At 71.7% G+C, this 14,784-nt stretch carries 15 protein-coding genes; 12 read left to right on the top strand and 3 right to left on the bottom strand.

The window, feature by feature from the left end; translation table 11 throughout:
• Positions 1-62: 62 nt before the first annotated feature.
• On the bottom strand, positions 63-1,487 hold the full coding sequence (locus R2J75_RS14390) for a 2-oxoacid:acceptor oxidoreductase family protein (protein WP_243335866.1): 1,425 nt from the start codon (positions 1,485-1,487) through the stop codon (positions 63-65).
• The gene (vorB, locus tag R2J75_RS14385) at positions 1,487-2,890 is read right to left on the bottom strand and encodes a 3-methyl-2-oxobutanoate dehydrogenase subunit VorB (protein ID WP_243335865.1); all 1,404 of its coding nucleotides are present in this window, start codon (positions 2,888-2,890) and stop codon (positions 1,487-1,489) included. The genes R2J75_RS14390 and vorB overlap by 1 nt, the downstream gene beginning before the upstream one ends.
• 138 nt (positions 2,891-3,028) lie before the next feature.
• Between vorB and R2J75_RS14380 the strand changes: the two genes are divergently transcribed.
• The 11 genes from R2J75_RS14380 (at position 3,029) to R2J75_RS14330 (ending at position 13,484) form a co-directional block, all read left to right on the top strand.
• Positions 3,029-3,526 carry a GNAT family N-acetyltransferase gene (locus R2J75_RS14380; protein ID WP_308220538.1) on the top strand — a complete coding sequence of 166 codons (498 nt, stop codon included), beginning with the start codon at positions 3,029-3,031 and terminating at the stop codon, positions 3,524-3,526.
• Positions 3,523-3,921, top strand: a complete 399-nt coding sequence (locus tag R2J75_RS14375) for a holo-ACP synthase (RefSeq protein WP_243335863.1) — start codon at positions 3,523-3,525, stop codon at positions 3,919-3,921. Before R2J75_RS14380 ends, R2J75_RS14375 begins: the two co-directional genes overlap by 4 nt.
• A 42-nt stretch (positions 3,922-3,963) precedes the next feature.
• Positions 3,964-4,818: a CheR family methyltransferase gene (locus R2J75_RS14370; protein WP_243335862.1), complete on the top strand. Its 855-nt coding sequence runs from the start codon at positions 3,964-3,966 to the stop codon at positions 4,816-4,818.
• 18 nt (positions 4,819-4,836) lie between these two features.
• Positions 4,837-5,685, top strand: a complete 849-nt coding sequence (locus tag R2J75_RS14365; protein WP_243335861.1) for an HDOD domain-containing protein — start codon at positions 4,837-4,839, stop codon at positions 5,683-5,685.
• Positions 5,686-5,687: 2 nt separating this feature from the next.
• Entirely contained in the window at positions 5,688-6,536 is an 849-nt protein-coding gene (locus tag R2J75_RS14360) for an HDOD domain-containing protein (RefSeq protein ID WP_243335860.1), read from the top strand.
• 3 nt (positions 6,537-6,539) lie between these two features.
• The gene (locus R2J75_RS14355) at positions 6,540-7,625 is read left to right on the top strand and encodes a protein-glutamate methylesterase/protein-glutamine glutaminase (protein WP_243335859.1); all 1,086 of its coding nucleotides are present in this window, start codon (positions 6,540-6,542) and stop codon (positions 7,623-7,625) included.
• Between the two features lie 3 nt (positions 7,626-7,628).
• Positions 7,629-9,503 (top strand): hypothetical protein, encoded by a 1,875-nt coding sequence (locus R2J75_RS14350; RefSeq protein ID WP_316410439.1) that lies wholly within the window; start codon positions 7,629-7,631, stop codon positions 9,501-9,503.
• 25 nt (positions 9,504-9,528) lie between these two features.
• Positions 9,529-9,969 carry a hypothetical protein gene (locus tag R2J75_RS14345; RefSeq protein ID WP_243334975.1) on the top strand — a complete coding sequence of 147 codons (441 nt, stop codon included), beginning with the start codon at positions 9,529-9,531 and terminating at the stop codon, positions 9,967-9,969.
• A gap of 1 nt (position 9,970) precedes the next feature.
• On the top strand, positions 9,971-10,768 hold the full coding sequence (lgt, locus tag R2J75_RS14340) for a prolipoprotein diacylglyceryl transferase (RefSeq protein WP_243334977.1): 798 nt from the start codon (positions 9,971-9,973) through the stop codon (positions 10,766-10,768).
• Positions 10,765-11,772 (top strand): RluA family pseudouridine synthase, encoded by a 1,008-nt coding sequence (locus R2J75_RS14335; protein ID WP_316410438.1) that lies wholly within the window; start codon positions 10,765-10,767, stop codon positions 11,770-11,772. Before lgt ends, R2J75_RS14335 begins: the two co-directional genes overlap by 4 nt.
• Before the next feature lie 113 nt (positions 11,773-11,885).
• On the top strand, positions 11,886-13,484 hold the full coding sequence (locus R2J75_RS14330) for a methyl-accepting chemotaxis protein (protein WP_243334979.1): 1,599 nt from the start codon (positions 11,886-11,888) through the stop codon (positions 13,482-13,484).
• A 9-nt stretch (positions 13,485-13,493) separates the two neighbouring features.
• Here the strand turns inward: R2J75_RS14330 and R2J75_RS14325 are convergent, their stop codons facing one another.
• Positions 13,494-14,075 carry a PKD domain-containing protein gene (locus R2J75_RS14325; RefSeq protein ID WP_316410436.1) on the bottom strand — a complete coding sequence of 194 codons (582 nt, stop codon included), beginning with the start codon at positions 14,073-14,075 and terminating at the stop codon, positions 13,494-13,496.
• Positions 14,076-14,180: 105 nt separating this feature from the next.
• Here R2J75_RS14325 and R2J75_RS14320 point away from each other — a divergent pair, with 105 nt between their 5' ends.
• Positions 14,181-14,693 carry a rhodanese-like domain-containing protein gene (locus tag R2J75_RS14320; RefSeq protein WP_279341863.1) on the top strand — a complete coding sequence of 171 codons (513 nt, stop codon included), beginning with the start codon at positions 14,181-14,183 and terminating at the stop codon, positions 14,691-14,693.
• Positions 14,694-14,784 lie beyond the last annotated feature (91 nt).

Below are 14,784 nucleotides of genomic sequence, written 5' to 3'. Positions count from 1 at the left end.
CCCAACCAAGAAAAAGGCGGACGGGCATGGCCCGTCCGCCTTTCGTCTGCCGGGGGGCAGCCTTACTTGCCGAGCGCTTCCACGGCCTTCACGCCCCAGGCGAAGGCTTCCTCGTTGAGGGGGATGAGCGCGCACTTGTCCTTCAGGGCCTGGCGAACGGCGGCCAGGAGGGTGTCCTTGGGGAACAACTGCGTGGCGGCCTGGAGGGCGCCGAGGGCCACGATGTTCTTCACGACGGCCTTGCCCAGGTCGACGGCGATCTCCGTGAAGGGCACGCCCACGACCTTCACCGAGGGATCGATGCCGGCGGGGACCTCCTTGACGATGGAGGAGTCGTAGACGATCGTCCCGCCCTTGACCACGGTCGGGCCGAACTTGGCCAGGCTGGGGGCGTTGAAGGCGATGAGGATGTCGGGGTGGGGGCTGGCGGGGTTCAGGACCTCGTCCTTGGCCACGTGCACGTCGGCGTAGCTCGTGCCGCCGCGGCTCTCAGGGCCGTAGCTGGGGATGTGGGTGGCGTCGAAGCCCTCGTTGATGGCGGCCCGGGCGATGAGCATGGCCGCGGTCTGGGCGCCGTCGCCGCCGGAACCGGCCAGCTTCAGGCTGATGTCGAGCGGGTTGATGTGGGTGGGGAACGCCTCGGCGTGGCGGTTGGTGGCCTCCTGGGAGGCGCCCACGGCCTTCAGCATGTGGGCGGGCTCGAAGTCGGGGGCGGGCCGCTTCCACCAGGGCTCGACCGTGAGGTCCTTCTTGACGCCCAGCGGGAAGATCGGCGTCATGTTCTCCTTGACCCACTTCTCGGCGTCCGCGGGCTCCATCCGCAGGTGGGTGGGGCACTCGGCCAGCACTTCGACGAAGGCGTAGCCGCGGCCCTCGACCTGCATCTGGACGGCCTTCTTGATGGCCTTCTTGGCCAGGCGCCGGTTCTTGGCGTCGAAGAGGGCGACCCGGTCCACGTAGACGGGACCCTCGAGGCCGGCGATGAGCTCGGCCATGCGCATGGGCTGGCCGTTGAACATGGAGCGGCCGTCGGGGCTCGTCGCGGTCTGCTGGCCCATCAGGGTGGTGGGGGCCATCTGGCCGCCCGTCATGCCGTAGATGGCGTTGTTGATGAAGATGACGGTGATGGGGGCGCCCAGCTGCGCGGCGGACACGGTCTCGGCCAGGCCGATGGAGGCCAGGTCACCGTCGCCCTGGTAGCTGATGACGGTCGCCTCGGGGTTGCTGAGCTTGTGGCCCAGCGCCACCGCGGGGGCGCGGCCGTGGGCGGCCTGGGTGTTGCCCACATCGAAGTAGTAGTAGGCGAACACGGAACAGCCCACGGGGCTCACCAGGACGGTGCTGTCCTGGATGCCGAGCTCCTCGATGGCCTCGGCCAGGTACTTGTGGGCCAGCCCATGGCCGCAGCCGGGGCAGTAGTGGGTGGAATTGCCCTTGAGGCCGGCGCCTTCGGCGTGGCGGTTGAACTTGTCGTAGAAGACGGACATTACTTGGCCTCCTTCGCGAGAAGCGCTTGGATGTGGGCGAGCACTTCCGTCTGCTGGGGCAGCATGCCGCCGAAGTGCCGAACGTGGCTGAACGCGGGAAGCTGGGTGACGCCGTGGTTGCTCAGGGCCAGGCGGACCTCGTCCTCGAGCTGGCCGTTGGAGGCCTCGACCACCACGACCTGCTTGACGTGGGCCAGCTCCTTCGCGAGCTGCTTGACCGGGAAGGGCCACACGGTGATGGGGCGGAACAGGCCGGCCTTGATGCCCTTCTGGCGCAGGTCCTGGACGGCGCCCTTGGAGGCGCGGGCGGGGGTGTTGGCGGCGATGATGAGGATCTCCGCGTCATCGGCCATGAACGTCTCGCAGCGGCTCTCCGCCTCGATCATGCGGCGGTACTTGTCGTTGAGGTAGACGTTGTGGGCCTCGAGGTCCTGCTCGCTCAGGTAGATGGAGCTGATGAGGTTGCCCCGGTGCATGGCGTCGCCGTTGACGGCCCACGTGGGGATGCCGGGCTTGATCATGAAGTCGGGCAGGGTGACCTTGCCGGTCATCTGGCCCAGGTAGCCGTCGCCGAGGATGACGACGGGGTTGCGGTACTTGAAGGTGAGCTCGAAGGCCAGCATGGTCAGGTCGAGCATCTCCTGGGGCGTGCTGGGCATCAGGGTGATGGCGTGGGTGTTGCCGTGGCCGAGGCCGCGGCAGGCCAGCTTGACGTCGGACTGCTCGGGGGCGATGTTGCCCAGGCCGGGGCCGCCGCGCATGACGTTCACGAAGACGCCGGGGATCTCGGCGCCCACCATGTAGCTGACGCCCTCGAGCATCAGGCTGAAGCCCGGGCTGGAGGTGAAGGTCATGCAGGGGTAGCCGGCGCCGCCGGAGCCGTACATGTGGTTCACGGTCGCCACTTCGGACACGGCCTGCAGGAAGGTGCCGTCCAGCTTGGGCAGCAGCTTGGCCATGAGCTCGGCGCCCTCGGTGGAGGGGGTGATGGGGTAGCCGAAGACGTGCCGGCAGCCGGCGAGGAGGGCCCCGATGGCCGAGGCGTAGTTGCCCTTGATGACCAGGGGCTCGCTCTTGGGCAGGGGGATCCGCTGGTTGGGGATGTCGACCGGCGTCGGGGCGGTGGACTTCTTGCCGCCGAAGAGCTTGGCGGGGTCCTGGAGCTCGAAGTCCACGTCGGCGGGGGTCTCGCGCAGGCCGTAGGGCTCGGGGCAGGCGTCCATGCACAGGCCGCAGGCGTTGCAGGCCTCCAGGTCGATCACGACCGGGACATAGCCCGTGGCCGCGTCGATCTCCTTGTCGAAGGTGATGCAGCCCTTGGCGCAGGCACTGATGCAGCGGCCGCAGCCTTTGCAGTAGTCCGGCAGCAGGAAGGGTTTGGGTCTTTCTTTGAGCTGGGCCATTCTCACGCTCCTGGGATGGGTGCACGTGGCGATAAAGAAAGGAAATAGGCAATCCGTCCGGGGCAGTATCGAGCCGCTCGGAAGTGCAGGGGGTCACAAGTGGAGGCATCCAGGGCATGATGTGACGCAGGTGATACCGTGAATTCCGACCCAGTTGTGCGCCCAGTCACACCCGCCGACGAGCCTTCGGTGGCGGCCATCATCCGCGCGGTGATGCCGGAGTTCGGCGCGGACGGCCCGGGCTTCGCACTCCACGATCCGGAGGTCGACCACATGTGGGAGGCCTACCAGCGCCCCGGCGCGGCCTACTTCGTCGTGGAGGAGGAGGGCGAGGTGATCGGCGGAGGCGGCGTGGCCCCCCTCGACGGCGTGGAAGGGACCTGCGAACTGCGGAAGATGTACTTCCTGCCCCGCGCCCGGGGCCGGGGGCTGGGAGAGGTCATGATGCGCACCTGCCTGGCCCGGGCCCGGGAGCTGGGCTACCGGGCCTGCTACCTGGAGACCCTCACCGGCATGGAGGGCGCCCAGCGCCTCTACCTGCGGACGGGGTTCCGGCCCATCTGCGCCCCCCTGGGCGCCACGGGCCACCACGGGTGTGACAAATGGTTCATCAAGGAGCTGGGGGAGGCGCCATGATCCTGGGGCTGGGGACAGACGTCTGCCCGGCAGCTCGCTGGCAGCATCTGCTGGAGCGGTTCGGGGAAAAGGCCCTCCGGCGGGTCCTGGCCTCCGAGGAGGCGGACTACCTCCTGCGGGGCAACCGGATGCGGCTCCCGGAACGGGCCGCGGGCCGCTGGGCCCTCCGGGAGGCCTTCGGGAAGGCCCTGGGGGTCGGGCTGGACGGATGGTCCTGGAAGCAGCTTCGTTATCTGGACGGGAAGCTGTGGGCTGAGGGAGAATTGGCGGTGATGATCCAGGCGCGGGGGATCCAGAGGATTCACGGGAGCGTCACCCATGACGGGGGGACGGCCATCGCGGTGGTCATCCTGGAAGGCCTGGACAGCCAGGCGCGTGTACCGATTAATGATTGACGGCCCGCAGGCCGATTCCGATCCCAAGGACCCTGGAACGAGATGACCGCCCTCCCCGCCAACACCCAGATGAGCCTCCAGGACTTCCTGGCCGTGAGGGACTTCATCTACGGGCGCACCGGCATCTTCTTCAACGAGTCCAAGCAGTACTTCCTGGAGAACCGCCTGAACCGGCGCATCCAGGACCTCAACCTCTCCTCCTACCGGGAGTACCTGGCCCATCTGCAGGGCCTCGGCGGGAAGGACGAGCTCACCCAGCTCTTCAACGAGATCACGACGAACGAGACCAGCTTCTGGCGGAACCCGCCCCAGATCGAGGCCTTCCAGAAGAACATCCTGCACGAGGCGGTGGCCCTCGCGAAGGCCCGCGGCTCCAGCCGGCTCCGCATCTGGTCCGCGGCCTGCTCCAGCGGGGAGGAGCCCTACACGCTGGCCATGATCTGCGCCGAGGCCCGGGACGGCCTCATGCGCGGCATGCAGGCCGAGATCGTCGCCACCGACATCAGCGAGCGCGTCCTGGCCCTGGCCCGCGAGGGCGTCTACGGGAGCTACACCCTCCGGAACCTGACGCCCGCCCAGGTCAAGGGCCACTTCATCCAGCAGGGGCCCGACGCGTTCAAGGTCCGGCCGGAGCTCCAGCAGATGGTCTCCTTCCGCAACTTCAACCTGGTGGACTACCCCGGCTACCGGATGCTGGGCAGTTTCGACGTGATCTTTTGCCGGAATGTGCTCATCTATTTCGACGAGGCGGTCAAGATAAAGGTCATCAAGGGCTTCCACGAGTCCCTCCAGCCGAAGGCCTTCCTCCTGGTCGGGCACAGCGAGTCGATCCATTCCTTCAATGTCGGCTTCGAGCTCTTGCACTTCAGCAAGGCCATGGGCTACCGCAAACGTTGAGCAGGGAGGGACCGCAAGATGCCGATCACACCCCAGGAACTCATCACCAACCTCGGCGACCTCCCGCCCCTGCCGCAGGTGGCCGCCCAGGTCCTGCGGCTGGCGGCGGACCCCGACTCGACCACCGACGACCTCCGGCGGATCATCTCCACGGACCAGGCCCTCACGAGCCAGATCCTCAAGATCGCCAACTCGGCCATGTTCGGCATGGTGCGCGAGGTCAAGACCCTGACCCAGGCGATCATGACCCTGGGCTTCTCCACCATCAAGAGCGTCGTCATCGCCTCCAGCGCCAAGAACCTCTACAGCCGCGGCGGCACCGGGCTCCAGGAACGCGTGCTCTGGGAGCACGCCCTGGTGACGGCCCTCGCGGGCCGCGCCTACGCGCGGGCCTTCCGCAGCCCCCGGGTGGAGGAGGCCTTCCTGGGCGGCCTGATGCACGACATCGGCAAGTCGGTCATGGGCGTCAAGTACCCCGACCGCTACGGCGCCCTCGTCCGGGCCATCTACAACGGCGAGGCCGACGGCCTGGAGGCCGAACTGGAGACCTTCGGCTTCGATCACACGATGGTAGGCGAGGCCCTGCTCCAGGCCTGGAACCTGCCCGCCAGCATGGTTCACGCCGTCCGCTGGCACCACGATCCCGCCCACGCCCCCGCGGACGACCAGGCCTTGACCGCCTTCGTGTCCCTGGGCAACCAGATGGCCCTCGACCGCAAGGTGGGCCTGGGGCGGCCGGAGTCGCTGGCCGCTTGCACCCAGCAGGCCTGCGCCGTCCTCGGCATCACCCCCGAGGTCCTGGAGAGCACCCAGCTCCAGGTGGTGGAAGCCTTGGAAAACGACAAGACGCTCATTCGGGACTTCTGACCATGATCACCTCCGACGTCGTCCGCCAGCGGGTGCGAACCCTCCCCAGCCTGCCCACCACGGTGGTCTCGCTGGGCCAGGCCATCGCGGACGACCGGTGCAGCGTGGACCGGGTGCTGGGGATCCTGGCCAAGGATCCGCCCTTGTCCGCTTCCATGCTCCGCCTGGCCAATTCGGTGGCCTACGCGGGCGACCAGCGGGTCCTGGACCTGCGCACCGCCGTCATGCGGCTGGGCTTCGAGGCCGTCCTCAGCCTGGGCCGGACCGCGGCCATCATCCGCTCCTTCCGGGGCGCCGATCACCTGGACGTGTTCCGGCTCTGGCAGCACAGCGTGGCCGTGGCCCTCGTGTCCAAGGGCATCTGCCGGCTCATCCGGCGCAATCACCTGGACGAGACCGCCTACCTGGCGGGCCTCCTCCACGACATCGGCAAGATCGCCCTCGACCGCTGCTTCTCCGACGCCTATGGCCCCGTGATCCAGGCCATCGATCGCGGGGATCCCTGGCTGGACGCCGAATTCGGCCAGCTGGGCCTCACCCATGCGGAGGTGGGGGCCATGGTGGCCGAGCACTGGGCCTTCCCCGAGGCCCTGGTCATCGCCATCCGGGATCACCACGAGGACGGCCTGGTCCACTTCCTGCCCGCCCTCGTCCAGATCGCCGATCTCCTCGTCCGGACCCGCATCCCCAATGGGCCCGCCGATGAGCACCTGATGTTCGCCCTGGAAGAACAGCCCGCCTACCAGGTGGTCTTCGGGGACGCGGACATCGACGCCGAGCGCCTCACCTTCAGCATCGACGACGAGCTGGAGCACGCCGTGACCTTCGTGAAACTCGCTTTCCAGGACTGACCCATGGACCCCATTCGCGTCCTGATCGTGGACGACAGCCCGTTCATGCGCAAAGCCCTCGAGCGCATGCTCCAGGCCCCCGACATCCAGGTGGTGGGGGCCGCGCGCGACGGCCTCGACGCCCTCGAGAAGATCCCCCAGCTCAATCCCGACATCGTCACCCTGGACGTGGAGATGCCCCGCCTGGACGGGCTGGGCGCCCTCAAGCGCATCATGGCCGAGATGCCCCGGGCCGTGCTCATGGTCTCCAGCCTCACCCAGGAGGGCGCCGCCGCCACCCTGGAGGCCCTGGCCTTCGGCGCCCTGGACTTCATCCCCAAGGAGAGCAGCCTCGCCAGCAACAGCATCCTCCAGATCCAGCAGGACCTGCAGGAGAAGGTCCGCAAGCTGGCCCGGAGCCCCAAGTTCAAGTCGATCCGTCCCGCGGCCCCGGCCGCGCCCGCGCCGAGGCCCGGGCTGCCCGCGCCCCCCGCGCCGGCCCCGCACATCGGGCGGGTCGGGACCCTCTCGGGCCCCACCGCCGAGCTCCTGGCCATCGGATGCTCCACCGGCGGACCCAAGGCCCTGCAGGACCTCCTGCCCGCGCTGCCGCGCACCCTGCCCGTGCCCTGCCTCGTGGTGCAGCACATGCCGGGCACCTTCACGCGCCCCTTCGCGGAGCGCCTCAACGGCCTCTGCCAGGTGGAGGTCAAGGAGGCCGAGCACGGCGAGACGGCCCGTCCCGGCGTCGTCTACATCGCCCCCGGCGGCCAGCACATGCTCTACCGCCAGCGGGGCCTCGCGGGCGTGATCGAGCTGAGCATGGAGCCCTCCGCCAGCCTCCACCGGCCCAGCGTGGACGTCCTGTTCCAGAGCCTCGCGGAGAACTGCAGCCGCCAGGTGCTGGCCATGATCCTCACCGGCATGGGCTCCGACGGCGCCCGGGGCATGGTCAGCCTCAAGGCCCGCGGGGCGCACACCCTCGCCGAGGCCGAGGAGTCCTGCGTGGTCTACGGCATGCCGCGGGCCGCCTTCGAGAAGGGCTGCGTGGACCAGGTCGCGCCCCTCCAGGACATGGCCGGGATCCTCCGGAAGCACTTCGGCGTCTGAGCCATGGACCCGGTCCAGGCCGCCGTCACCGCCTTCCTCAACGCCGTCCAGGCGGCTCAGGGCGGCGGGGAAGGGGGGACCACCCCCGCGGCGGTGCTCGCCTCGCTGGTGGGCAAGGACATCACCCTCCTCTTCCAGGGCACCACGGATGGGGGCCTGGTCTTCACGCTGCCGACGGGCCAGACCTTCACCGCCCAGGGGGACCTGGCCTACCCCGAAGGCACCCGGCTCATGGTCCGGGTGGCCCCCGGAGCCGACGGCGGCCTGCGCCTCCAGACCCTCCAGGCCCAGCCCCCGGCCGTCCCGGCCATCCTGGCCCCCCTGACCCAGGGCGAGGCCCAGGTGCTCCTGGCGCGGTTGACCTCCCCCGACGTGCCCCCGGACCTGGCGCCCCTGGCCCAGCTCTTCCGGCAACTCGCCCAGCCCGCGCCTCCGGAAGGCCAAGCGGCGGCCCCCACCCCGCCCGGGACGGCCGCGCCCGCCACCCCCTCGCCCGGGACGGCTACGCCCGCCACCCCCCCACCCGGGACGGCCGCGCCCGCCACCGCCCAGCCCGGGGCGGCTACGCCCGCCCCCGCCCAGCCCGGGGCGGCTACGCCCGCCCCCGCCCAGCCCGGGACGGCCGCGCCCGCCTCCGCCCAGCCCGGGACGCCCGCGCCCGCCTCCGCCCAGCCCGGGACGGCTACGCCCGCCACCCCCCAACCCGGAACGGCGGTGCCCGCCTCCGCCCAGCCCGGGACGGCCGCGCCCACGCCCGACGCCGCCCCGCCCGCGCCGGCACCAACGGCCCCCGGCCAGGCCGCGCCAGCTGCAACGCCCGCCGCCGCCCTGCCCACGCCCGCGTCAACCCAGGTCGCGACAGCTCCACCCGCCTCCAACCAGCCTGGTGCGGCCCCGCCCGCCAGTGCCCCGCCCGCCGCGGCCGCGCCTGCGACCCTGGCGCCCACGGCCGGCGAGGCCCCCGCCGGCGCGACCCAGGCCTCCGGGCTGGCGACGGCATCCGGAGCGCCCGCCGCGGCCCAGGGGTCGGCCGCCGGTACGCCTACCATCGACCCCTCACCCGTCGGTTCGACAGCTGAGTCCCTCCAGCGCCTGGCCTCCCTCCTCCAGGACCTGCCCCAGCCCGAGGCCCGGACTCTCCTCCGGCTCCTCCAGGCCGGACGGTCCCCGGACGAGGCGCCGGTCCAGGACGCCATCGGCCGCCTGCAGGCCCTGTTGGTTCGCCGGTCGGACACGGGCGGCCTGGCCTCCGGCAGCCCGGCCCCCCAGGCGGCCCCACCCGCCGCGGAGGCGGTGGCCCAGGTCCTGAAGGCCCTGGTCCACGCCCCGGAGGGGGCGGCCCCCCAGGCCCGCGCCACGGCGACGGGGCTCGCGGCCGCCCAGGCCACGTCCTCCCCGGCCGCGGCGCCCGAATCCTGGGAGAGCTGGATCCGGGCGGGGACGCGGACCCTGTCCGACCCCGCCGCCAGCCCCCGGGAGGCGCCCTTCCACGCCGCCCAGGCCCGGGAGGGGACGGCCTATTTCGAACTGCCCCTCCCCTGGTCTCCCCAGACGCCCCTGCAGCTGTGGGCGGAGCGGGACCGGCCGGGACGCGGACAGGGGGAAGGGGGGCGGGGGGAGGCCCGCGTCCTGCTCGGTCTGGCCTTCAGCCGCCTGGGGGAGACCCGTCTGGGCATCGCCAAGGGATCCGACGGCCTGCGCGTCCGGGTCTGGGCGCAGCGGCCCGGGCCCCTCGAGGCGGCCCGGCCCGGCATGGAGCAGGAACTGGCGGCCCTGGGCCTGCCCGTGGACGTGAAGATCCTCCCCCTGGACCCCGGGACCCCCGTGCCGTCGGTGCGGTCCCTGGCGGTGGGTTCCACCTTCCAGGTCCTCGGCTGAACCCCGGCCGTGGCATGCTGGAGCCATGGCCGACCTGGAAGCCCAGCCCACCCCCGAAGATGCCCGCGCGGAGCGCCGCTGGGCCCGGGGGGCGGTGGTGCTGGCTGCCCTCGTCCTCCTGTCCCTCATCCCTGTGGTCCGCCACCTGGCCAAGCGGCAGGCCCTGCCGGCGCCCGTGGACGGGGGGGGCCCCCTGCCATCCGCCGTCCGGGCCCAGGTGCAGGCGATCCTGGACACCCACCTGGAGGGGGCGGTCCTGGAGGAGGTCCGCCGGGACGGGGTGCGGGAGTTCCACATCCGCGGCCGGGCCCGCGCGCCCCTGGCCCAGGATTTCAACAAGGCCTTCCGCCCCGCCGTTTCCGGCCAGCTCATGCCCCTGCTGCGTCCCTACGGTGAGATGATCAGCTTCGACATCGCGAGCCTGGACCTGCCTCCGGCGCGGCTCCGCCCCCTCCCCAAGGAGTGACATGCATCCCATCCTCTTCAAGCTCGGCACCTTCCCCGTGGGCACGTACGGCCTGATCCTCACGGTGGGGTTCTTCCTGGCCCTCTACCTGGCCCAGGCGCTGGCGAAGCGGGACGGGATCTCGGCGGAGGCCGTGTCCGACCTGGCCATCACCCTCCTGCTGGCCGGCATCCTGGGGGCCAAGCTCCTCATGATCGTCGTGGACCTGTCGAGCGGAACGCCGGTGCGCCAGATCCTGGATCCCGCCTACCTGCGCGCGGGCGGCGCCATCCACGGGGGCGTCATCGGGGGGGTCGTGGCCTTCTTCTGGCGCATGCGCAAGCTCAAGCTGCCCCTGGGTCCCACCCTGGACGCCCTCACCCCCGCCGTGGCCCTGGGCCAGGCCATCGGCCGCCTGGGCTGCTTTTCCGCGGGGTGCTGCTACGGCACCGAATGCCACCTGCCCTGGGCGGTGACCTTCACCAATCCGGATGCCCACTGGCTGTCGGGCACGCCCCTCAACCTGCCCATCCACCCGGTCCAGCTCTACACCCTCCTGGCCAACGCCCTCGTCATGGCCCTGCTCCTGGCCACCCGGGGCCGCCGCCGGTTCGCGGGCCAGGTGGGCGCCCTCTACTTCGTCCTGGAGGGGGTGGGGCGGATCGTCACCGAGACCTGGCGCGCGGACCTGGACCGCGGGTTCCTGCTGAACATTCCGTGGCTGTCCACGGGCCGGGCGACGGCCCTGGCCTTCATCGCCTTCGGCCTCATCCTGTGGGTCCTCTTCCGCCGGCGGCACGCCGCCGAGGCGGCCGCGTGAGCGAACCCACGATCCATCACCTGCCCGAGGGCGCGCCGCGCCTGGACCGGTTCCTCGCCGAGGCCCACCCCGACATCGCCCGCTCCCGCTGGGAGGCCTGGATCCGGTCGGGCCAGGTCCTGGTGGACGGGGTCGCGGCCACCAAGCCGGGCACCCGCCTGCGCGCCGGCGCCCAGGTCGCCACCACCCTGCCGGATCCCGCGCCCCCGGCCCATTTCCTCGAGCCGGAGGCCTTCGACCTGCCCACCCTCTTCGAGGACAACCGCCTGTGGATCGTGGACAAGCCCGCGGGCCTCGTCGTGCATCCCGGTCCCGGGCATCCCTCCGGCACCGTGCTCAACGCCCTCCTGGGCCGTCTCCACGCCGCCCCGGCGCCCCTGGCCGAGGGGGAGGATCCGGCGGAGGAGGACGAGGAGGCGGACGCTCCCCGGTGGCCGGGCCTGGTCCACCGCCTGGACCGCTTCACCACCGGCTGCCTGGCCATGGCCAAGGACCAGGGGGCCCAGACCGCCCTCCAGGCCCAGTTCAAGGCCCGGTCGGTGGACAAGCGCTACCTGGCGATCGCGCGCATGAGCCGGCGGTTGCCCGAGGCCGGCTCTCTGCTGGTGGACGCCCCCATCGGCCGCCAGCGCTCGGACCGCCTCAAGATGGCCGTGGTCCCCCAGGGCCGGCCCTCCCAGACCCGGGTCCGGGTCCTCGGCCGGGCCGCGGGCCTCGCCCTGGTGGAATGCGAACTGCTCACGGGCCGGACCCACCAGATCCGGGTCCACCTGGCCCACCTGGGCGCCCCCATCCTGGGCGACCCCCTGTACGGGGGCGCCGGGGCCTGGATGGACGCCGACCGCCGCAGCCACGCCTGCCCCACCCCCATGCTCCACGCCTGGCGCCTGGCCCTGGATCACCCCGGGGACGGCCGCCGCCTCTCCTGCGAGGCCCCCCTTCCGGAGGCCTTCCGGGAGGTCCTGGCGGGCCTGGGCCTGGCGGCCCCCGCTCCCCTTTCCTGACGCCCGCCGCAGGGGACCGGGGCGGCGGCAGGGGCCCGGTGTCCGGCTATCATTTGAATTCATCAAACAAGTCGCCCCGGCGGCCCCCGAGGCCTCCGGGTCGTGGAGGCCCGATGTCCCGCAGGACCCTGGTTTCGAACGTATCGCTCCGGCTGAAGGTGACGGGCCTCGCCCTGATCCAGGTCCTCTTCCTCGTGGCGCTCACGGGGATCGGCTGGAGCGCCCTCCACCGCAGTTCCGACGGGGCCCGCCGCATGGTGGAGCGCAACCCGCAGCTGAAGGCCCTGAACGAGCTCCGTTACCAGTTCCAGCATGTGCGGGCCGGGCACCAGGCCCTCCTCGCCGCGGCCGGGAACAGGGTTTTCGTGCCCGATTTCCGGGTCTACGTGGAGGGCTGCGAAGGCCGCCTCCAGGGGGCCATGCGGGCCATGGAGACCCTGCCCTGGGAGTCCGACGAAGGCCCCAAGGTCCGGACCTGCCTCGCGGAGATCCAGCGCTACCTGGACGGGTTCCCGGTGAGTTTCCGCCAGATGGAGGGCGACCCGCGGGGCGCCCTGCTGCCGCAGCGCATGCGGGACGGAGGCCCCCACCTGGACCGGGCCCGCGCCCTCATCCAGGAACTCTTCGACCAGCAGAACGCCAAGAACGACGCGGGCCAGAAGGCCCTGGAGGCCGCGACGGCGTTCAGCTACAAGGTGATGGGCGCGGGCCTCGCCGCGGCGCTCCTCCTCAGCGCCGTCCTGTCCCGGGCCATCACCCGCCGCACCATCGACGGCGTGGACCGCCTTGCCCTGACCATGAGCGCCATGGCCCAGGGCGACCTGAGCCGCACCTGCCCCGAAGGGGAGGAGGACGAACTGGGCCGGATGGCCCGGGACCTGAACGCGGTGGGAGCGAAATTCAGGGCCAGCGTGCGCACCCTGGGGGAGGCCGCCCAGGCCCTCGTGGGCGTCTCGGGGGACCTGTCCTCGCGGGCCAACGCCCTCGCCACCACCAGCAGCGCCCTCCGCCAGGACGCCGCGGGGCAGAAGGCCGAGGTGGACCTCGCCGCCTCGGGCCTGGCCGACATGTCCGCCACCATCGACCGCGCGAAGGCCGCCACCGCCGGCGCCCGCGACCGGGCCCGGGCGGCGCTGGAGGTGACGGAGGCCGGCCGCGACCAGGTTGCCCGCACCATCGAGGTCACCGAGGGCATCCGCCAGAGCAGCGACAAGGTGGGGCGCATCACCGTGGTCATCGCCGAGATCTCCCGCCAGACCAACCTCCTGGCCCTGAACGCCGCCATCGAGGCCTCCAAGGCCGGCCACCAGGGCAAGGGTTTCGCCGTGGTGGCCGAGGAGGTCCGGAAGCTGGCGGAGCGCGCCGCCTCCGCGGCCCGCGAGATCGAGCACCTGATCCGCGAGAGCGGCGAGCGCGTCGGCCTCGGCCAGGCCTCTGTTGCCGGCGTCGGGGAGAGCCTGGAGGGCATCCTGGGCGCCGTGACCGACAACGGCCGCAACCTGGAAGCCATCGCGCAGGGCATGGAGGCCCAGGCCGGCGCCGCCTCGAGCATGGCTCAGCACATGGAGGCCACCGCGCGCCGGGTGGAGGACAGCACCCGCGCCATCGGCGACCTCGCGGCCTCGGTCCACGAGATCCGCGGCACCGTGGAGGCGGTGGCGGGGCTCGCCAACCGCCTGCAGGATCTCACCCGGGAATTCAGGCTCGCCTGATTCCGGGCGTCAGCGGGGGGCCACCGTCACCACGGCGGTGGCCGCCGTTGCCCCGTCCTGGCCGGCGGCGGCGGTCACGTGGTAGGTGCCGGGGCACTGGGGCGCCGTGTAGCGCCCGTCGGGGCCGATCTCGCCGCCGCCCTCCTCCGTCACCGCCCACACGACGGCCTCCCGGGGGACGCCCTTGAGGACGGCCCGGAACTGCACGGAGGCGCCCGGGAGCACCCGGGCCGAGGCCGGCTCGATGGCCGCGCTCCCCAGGACCCGCACCTCCACGGCCTGCTTGTGGACGCGGCCGTCGGCGCCGGTGGCCCTGAGGTTCACCGTGTAGGTCCCGGCCGCCGCGGGCGGCACGTAGGTCACCCGCAGGCCGCGGCTCTGGAGGAGCCCTCCGCCGTAGAGGCCCTGGACCTCCCATTCCACCTCGCCGCTCCAGTCGGAGGGCGGGAGCGCGGTGAGGACGACGGTCTCGCCCACGGAAACGGCCGGCGTCGCGGGCTCCACGGCGAGGAATCCCTCGTCCCGGCCTCCCCCGCAGGAGACGGCCAGCGCCGCGGCGGCACCCAGAAACCACATACGGACATGCATCATGCGTTCTTCCTCGATTATAGTACCGCAAATGACATCAGGCCGGTTCCGGTCCGGGGGGTCGTCCCCGGCAGCCCCTCGCGGGCAGGACCGGTCCCGGAGGCATCCATGGTAGTCCCCCCCGCAGTCCTGATGGCCATGATCCAGGAGGCCACGCCCGTCACAGCCGCCGGCTGGACCAGCCGGCCCGAGTTCCTGGCGCCCCTGGGGTTCGGCATCCTCCTGCTCCTCGTGCTGGCCGTCCTCAAGCTGCCCGACTTCCAGTCCTGGCGCCGGGCGCGCGCCCACGAGGTGCTGCTGCCCATCGACCTGGTGCAGCTCAACCCGGGGCAGCCCCCCGCGGTGGTCGACGTGCGCACCGAGGCGGAGTTCCATGGGCCCAAGGGGCATGTGCGGGGCGCGCTCAACATCCCCCTGGCCGGGCTGGTGAAGCACATCGGCGCCCACGTGGCCGACACCAAGCAGCTCGTGGTCCTCGTGGACTGGAACGACAAGCTCTCCCACCAGGCGGCCCTGCTCCTGGAGGCCCGGGGCTACCGGTGGGTGCGGCCCCTGAAGGGGGGCCTGCGGGCCTGGCGGGCCATGGACCTGCCCATCGCCATCACCGGCGGCCGGCGCTGAGGCGGGGGTTCCTGGCCATCCTGGTTTTTTCCATCGATTTCCGTGACCTGGCCGGGAATCCCGTCCGAATTTACGGAAAGAGGGCTTGACT

The sequence above is a fragment of the Mesoterricola sediminis genome (assembly GCF_030295425.1).
GTDB lineage: Bacteria > Acidobacteriota > Holophagae > Holophagales > Holophagaceae > Mesoterricola > Mesoterricola sediminis.
Note: the sequence above shows the minus strand (reverse complement) of the source record. Positions and strands in the feature narration are given on the sequence as shown.

What these genes read in the sequence shown, in the direction of transcription:
- R2J75_RS14390 (WP_243335866.1), bottom strand. Translation starts at nt 1,487, where the DNA reads ATGTCCGTCTTCTACGACAAGTTCAACCGCCACGCCGAAGGCGCCGGC.
- vorB (WP_243335865.1), bottom strand. Translation starts at nt 2,890, where the DNA reads ATGGCCCAGCTCAAAGAAAGACCCAAACCCTTCCTGCTGCCGGACTAC.
- R2J75_RS14375 (WP_243335863.1), top strand. Translation starts at nt 3,523, where the DNA reads ATGATCCTGGGGCTGGGGACAGACGTCTGCCCGGCAGCTCGCTGGCAG.
- R2J75_RS14370 (WP_243335862.1), top strand. Translation starts at nt 3,964, where the DNA reads ATGACCGCCCTCCCCGCCAACACCCAGATGAGCCTCCAGGACTTCCTG.
- R2J75_RS14365 (WP_243335861.1), top strand. Translation starts at nt 4,837, where the DNA reads ATGCCGATCACACCCCAGGAACTCATCACCAACCTCGGCGACCTCCCG.
- R2J75_RS14360 (WP_243335860.1), top strand. Translation starts at nt 5,688, where the DNA reads ATGATCACCTCCGACGTCGTCCGCCAGCGGGTGCGAACCCTCCCCAGC.
- R2J75_RS14355 (WP_243335859.1), top strand. Translation starts at nt 6,540, where the DNA reads ATGGACCCCATTCGCGTCCTGATCGTGGACGACAGCCCGTTCATGCGC.
- R2J75_RS14350 (WP_316410439.1), top strand. Translation starts at nt 7,629, where the DNA reads ATGGACCCGGTCCAGGCCGCCGTCACCGCCTTCCTCAACGCCGTCCAG.
- R2J75_RS14345 (WP_243334975.1), top strand. Translation starts at nt 9,529, where the DNA reads ATGGCCGACCTGGAAGCCCAGCCCACCCCCGAAGATGCCCGCGCGGAG.
- lgt (WP_243334977.1), top strand. Translation starts at nt 9,971, where the DNA reads ATGCATCCCATCCTCTTCAAGCTCGGCACCTTCCCCGTGGGCACGTAC.
- R2J75_RS14330 (WP_243334979.1), top strand. Translation starts at nt 11,886, where the DNA reads ATGTCCCGCAGGACCCTGGTTTCGAACGTATCGCTCCGGCTGAAGGTG.
- R2J75_RS14325 (WP_316410436.1), bottom strand. Translation starts at nt 14,075, where the DNA reads ATGATGCATGTCCGTATGTGGTTTCTGGGTGCCGCCGCGGCGCTGGCC.
- R2J75_RS14320 (WP_279341863.1), top strand. Translation starts at nt 14,181, where the DNA reads ATGGTAGTCCCCCCCGCAGTCCTGATGGCCATGATCCAGGAGGCCACG.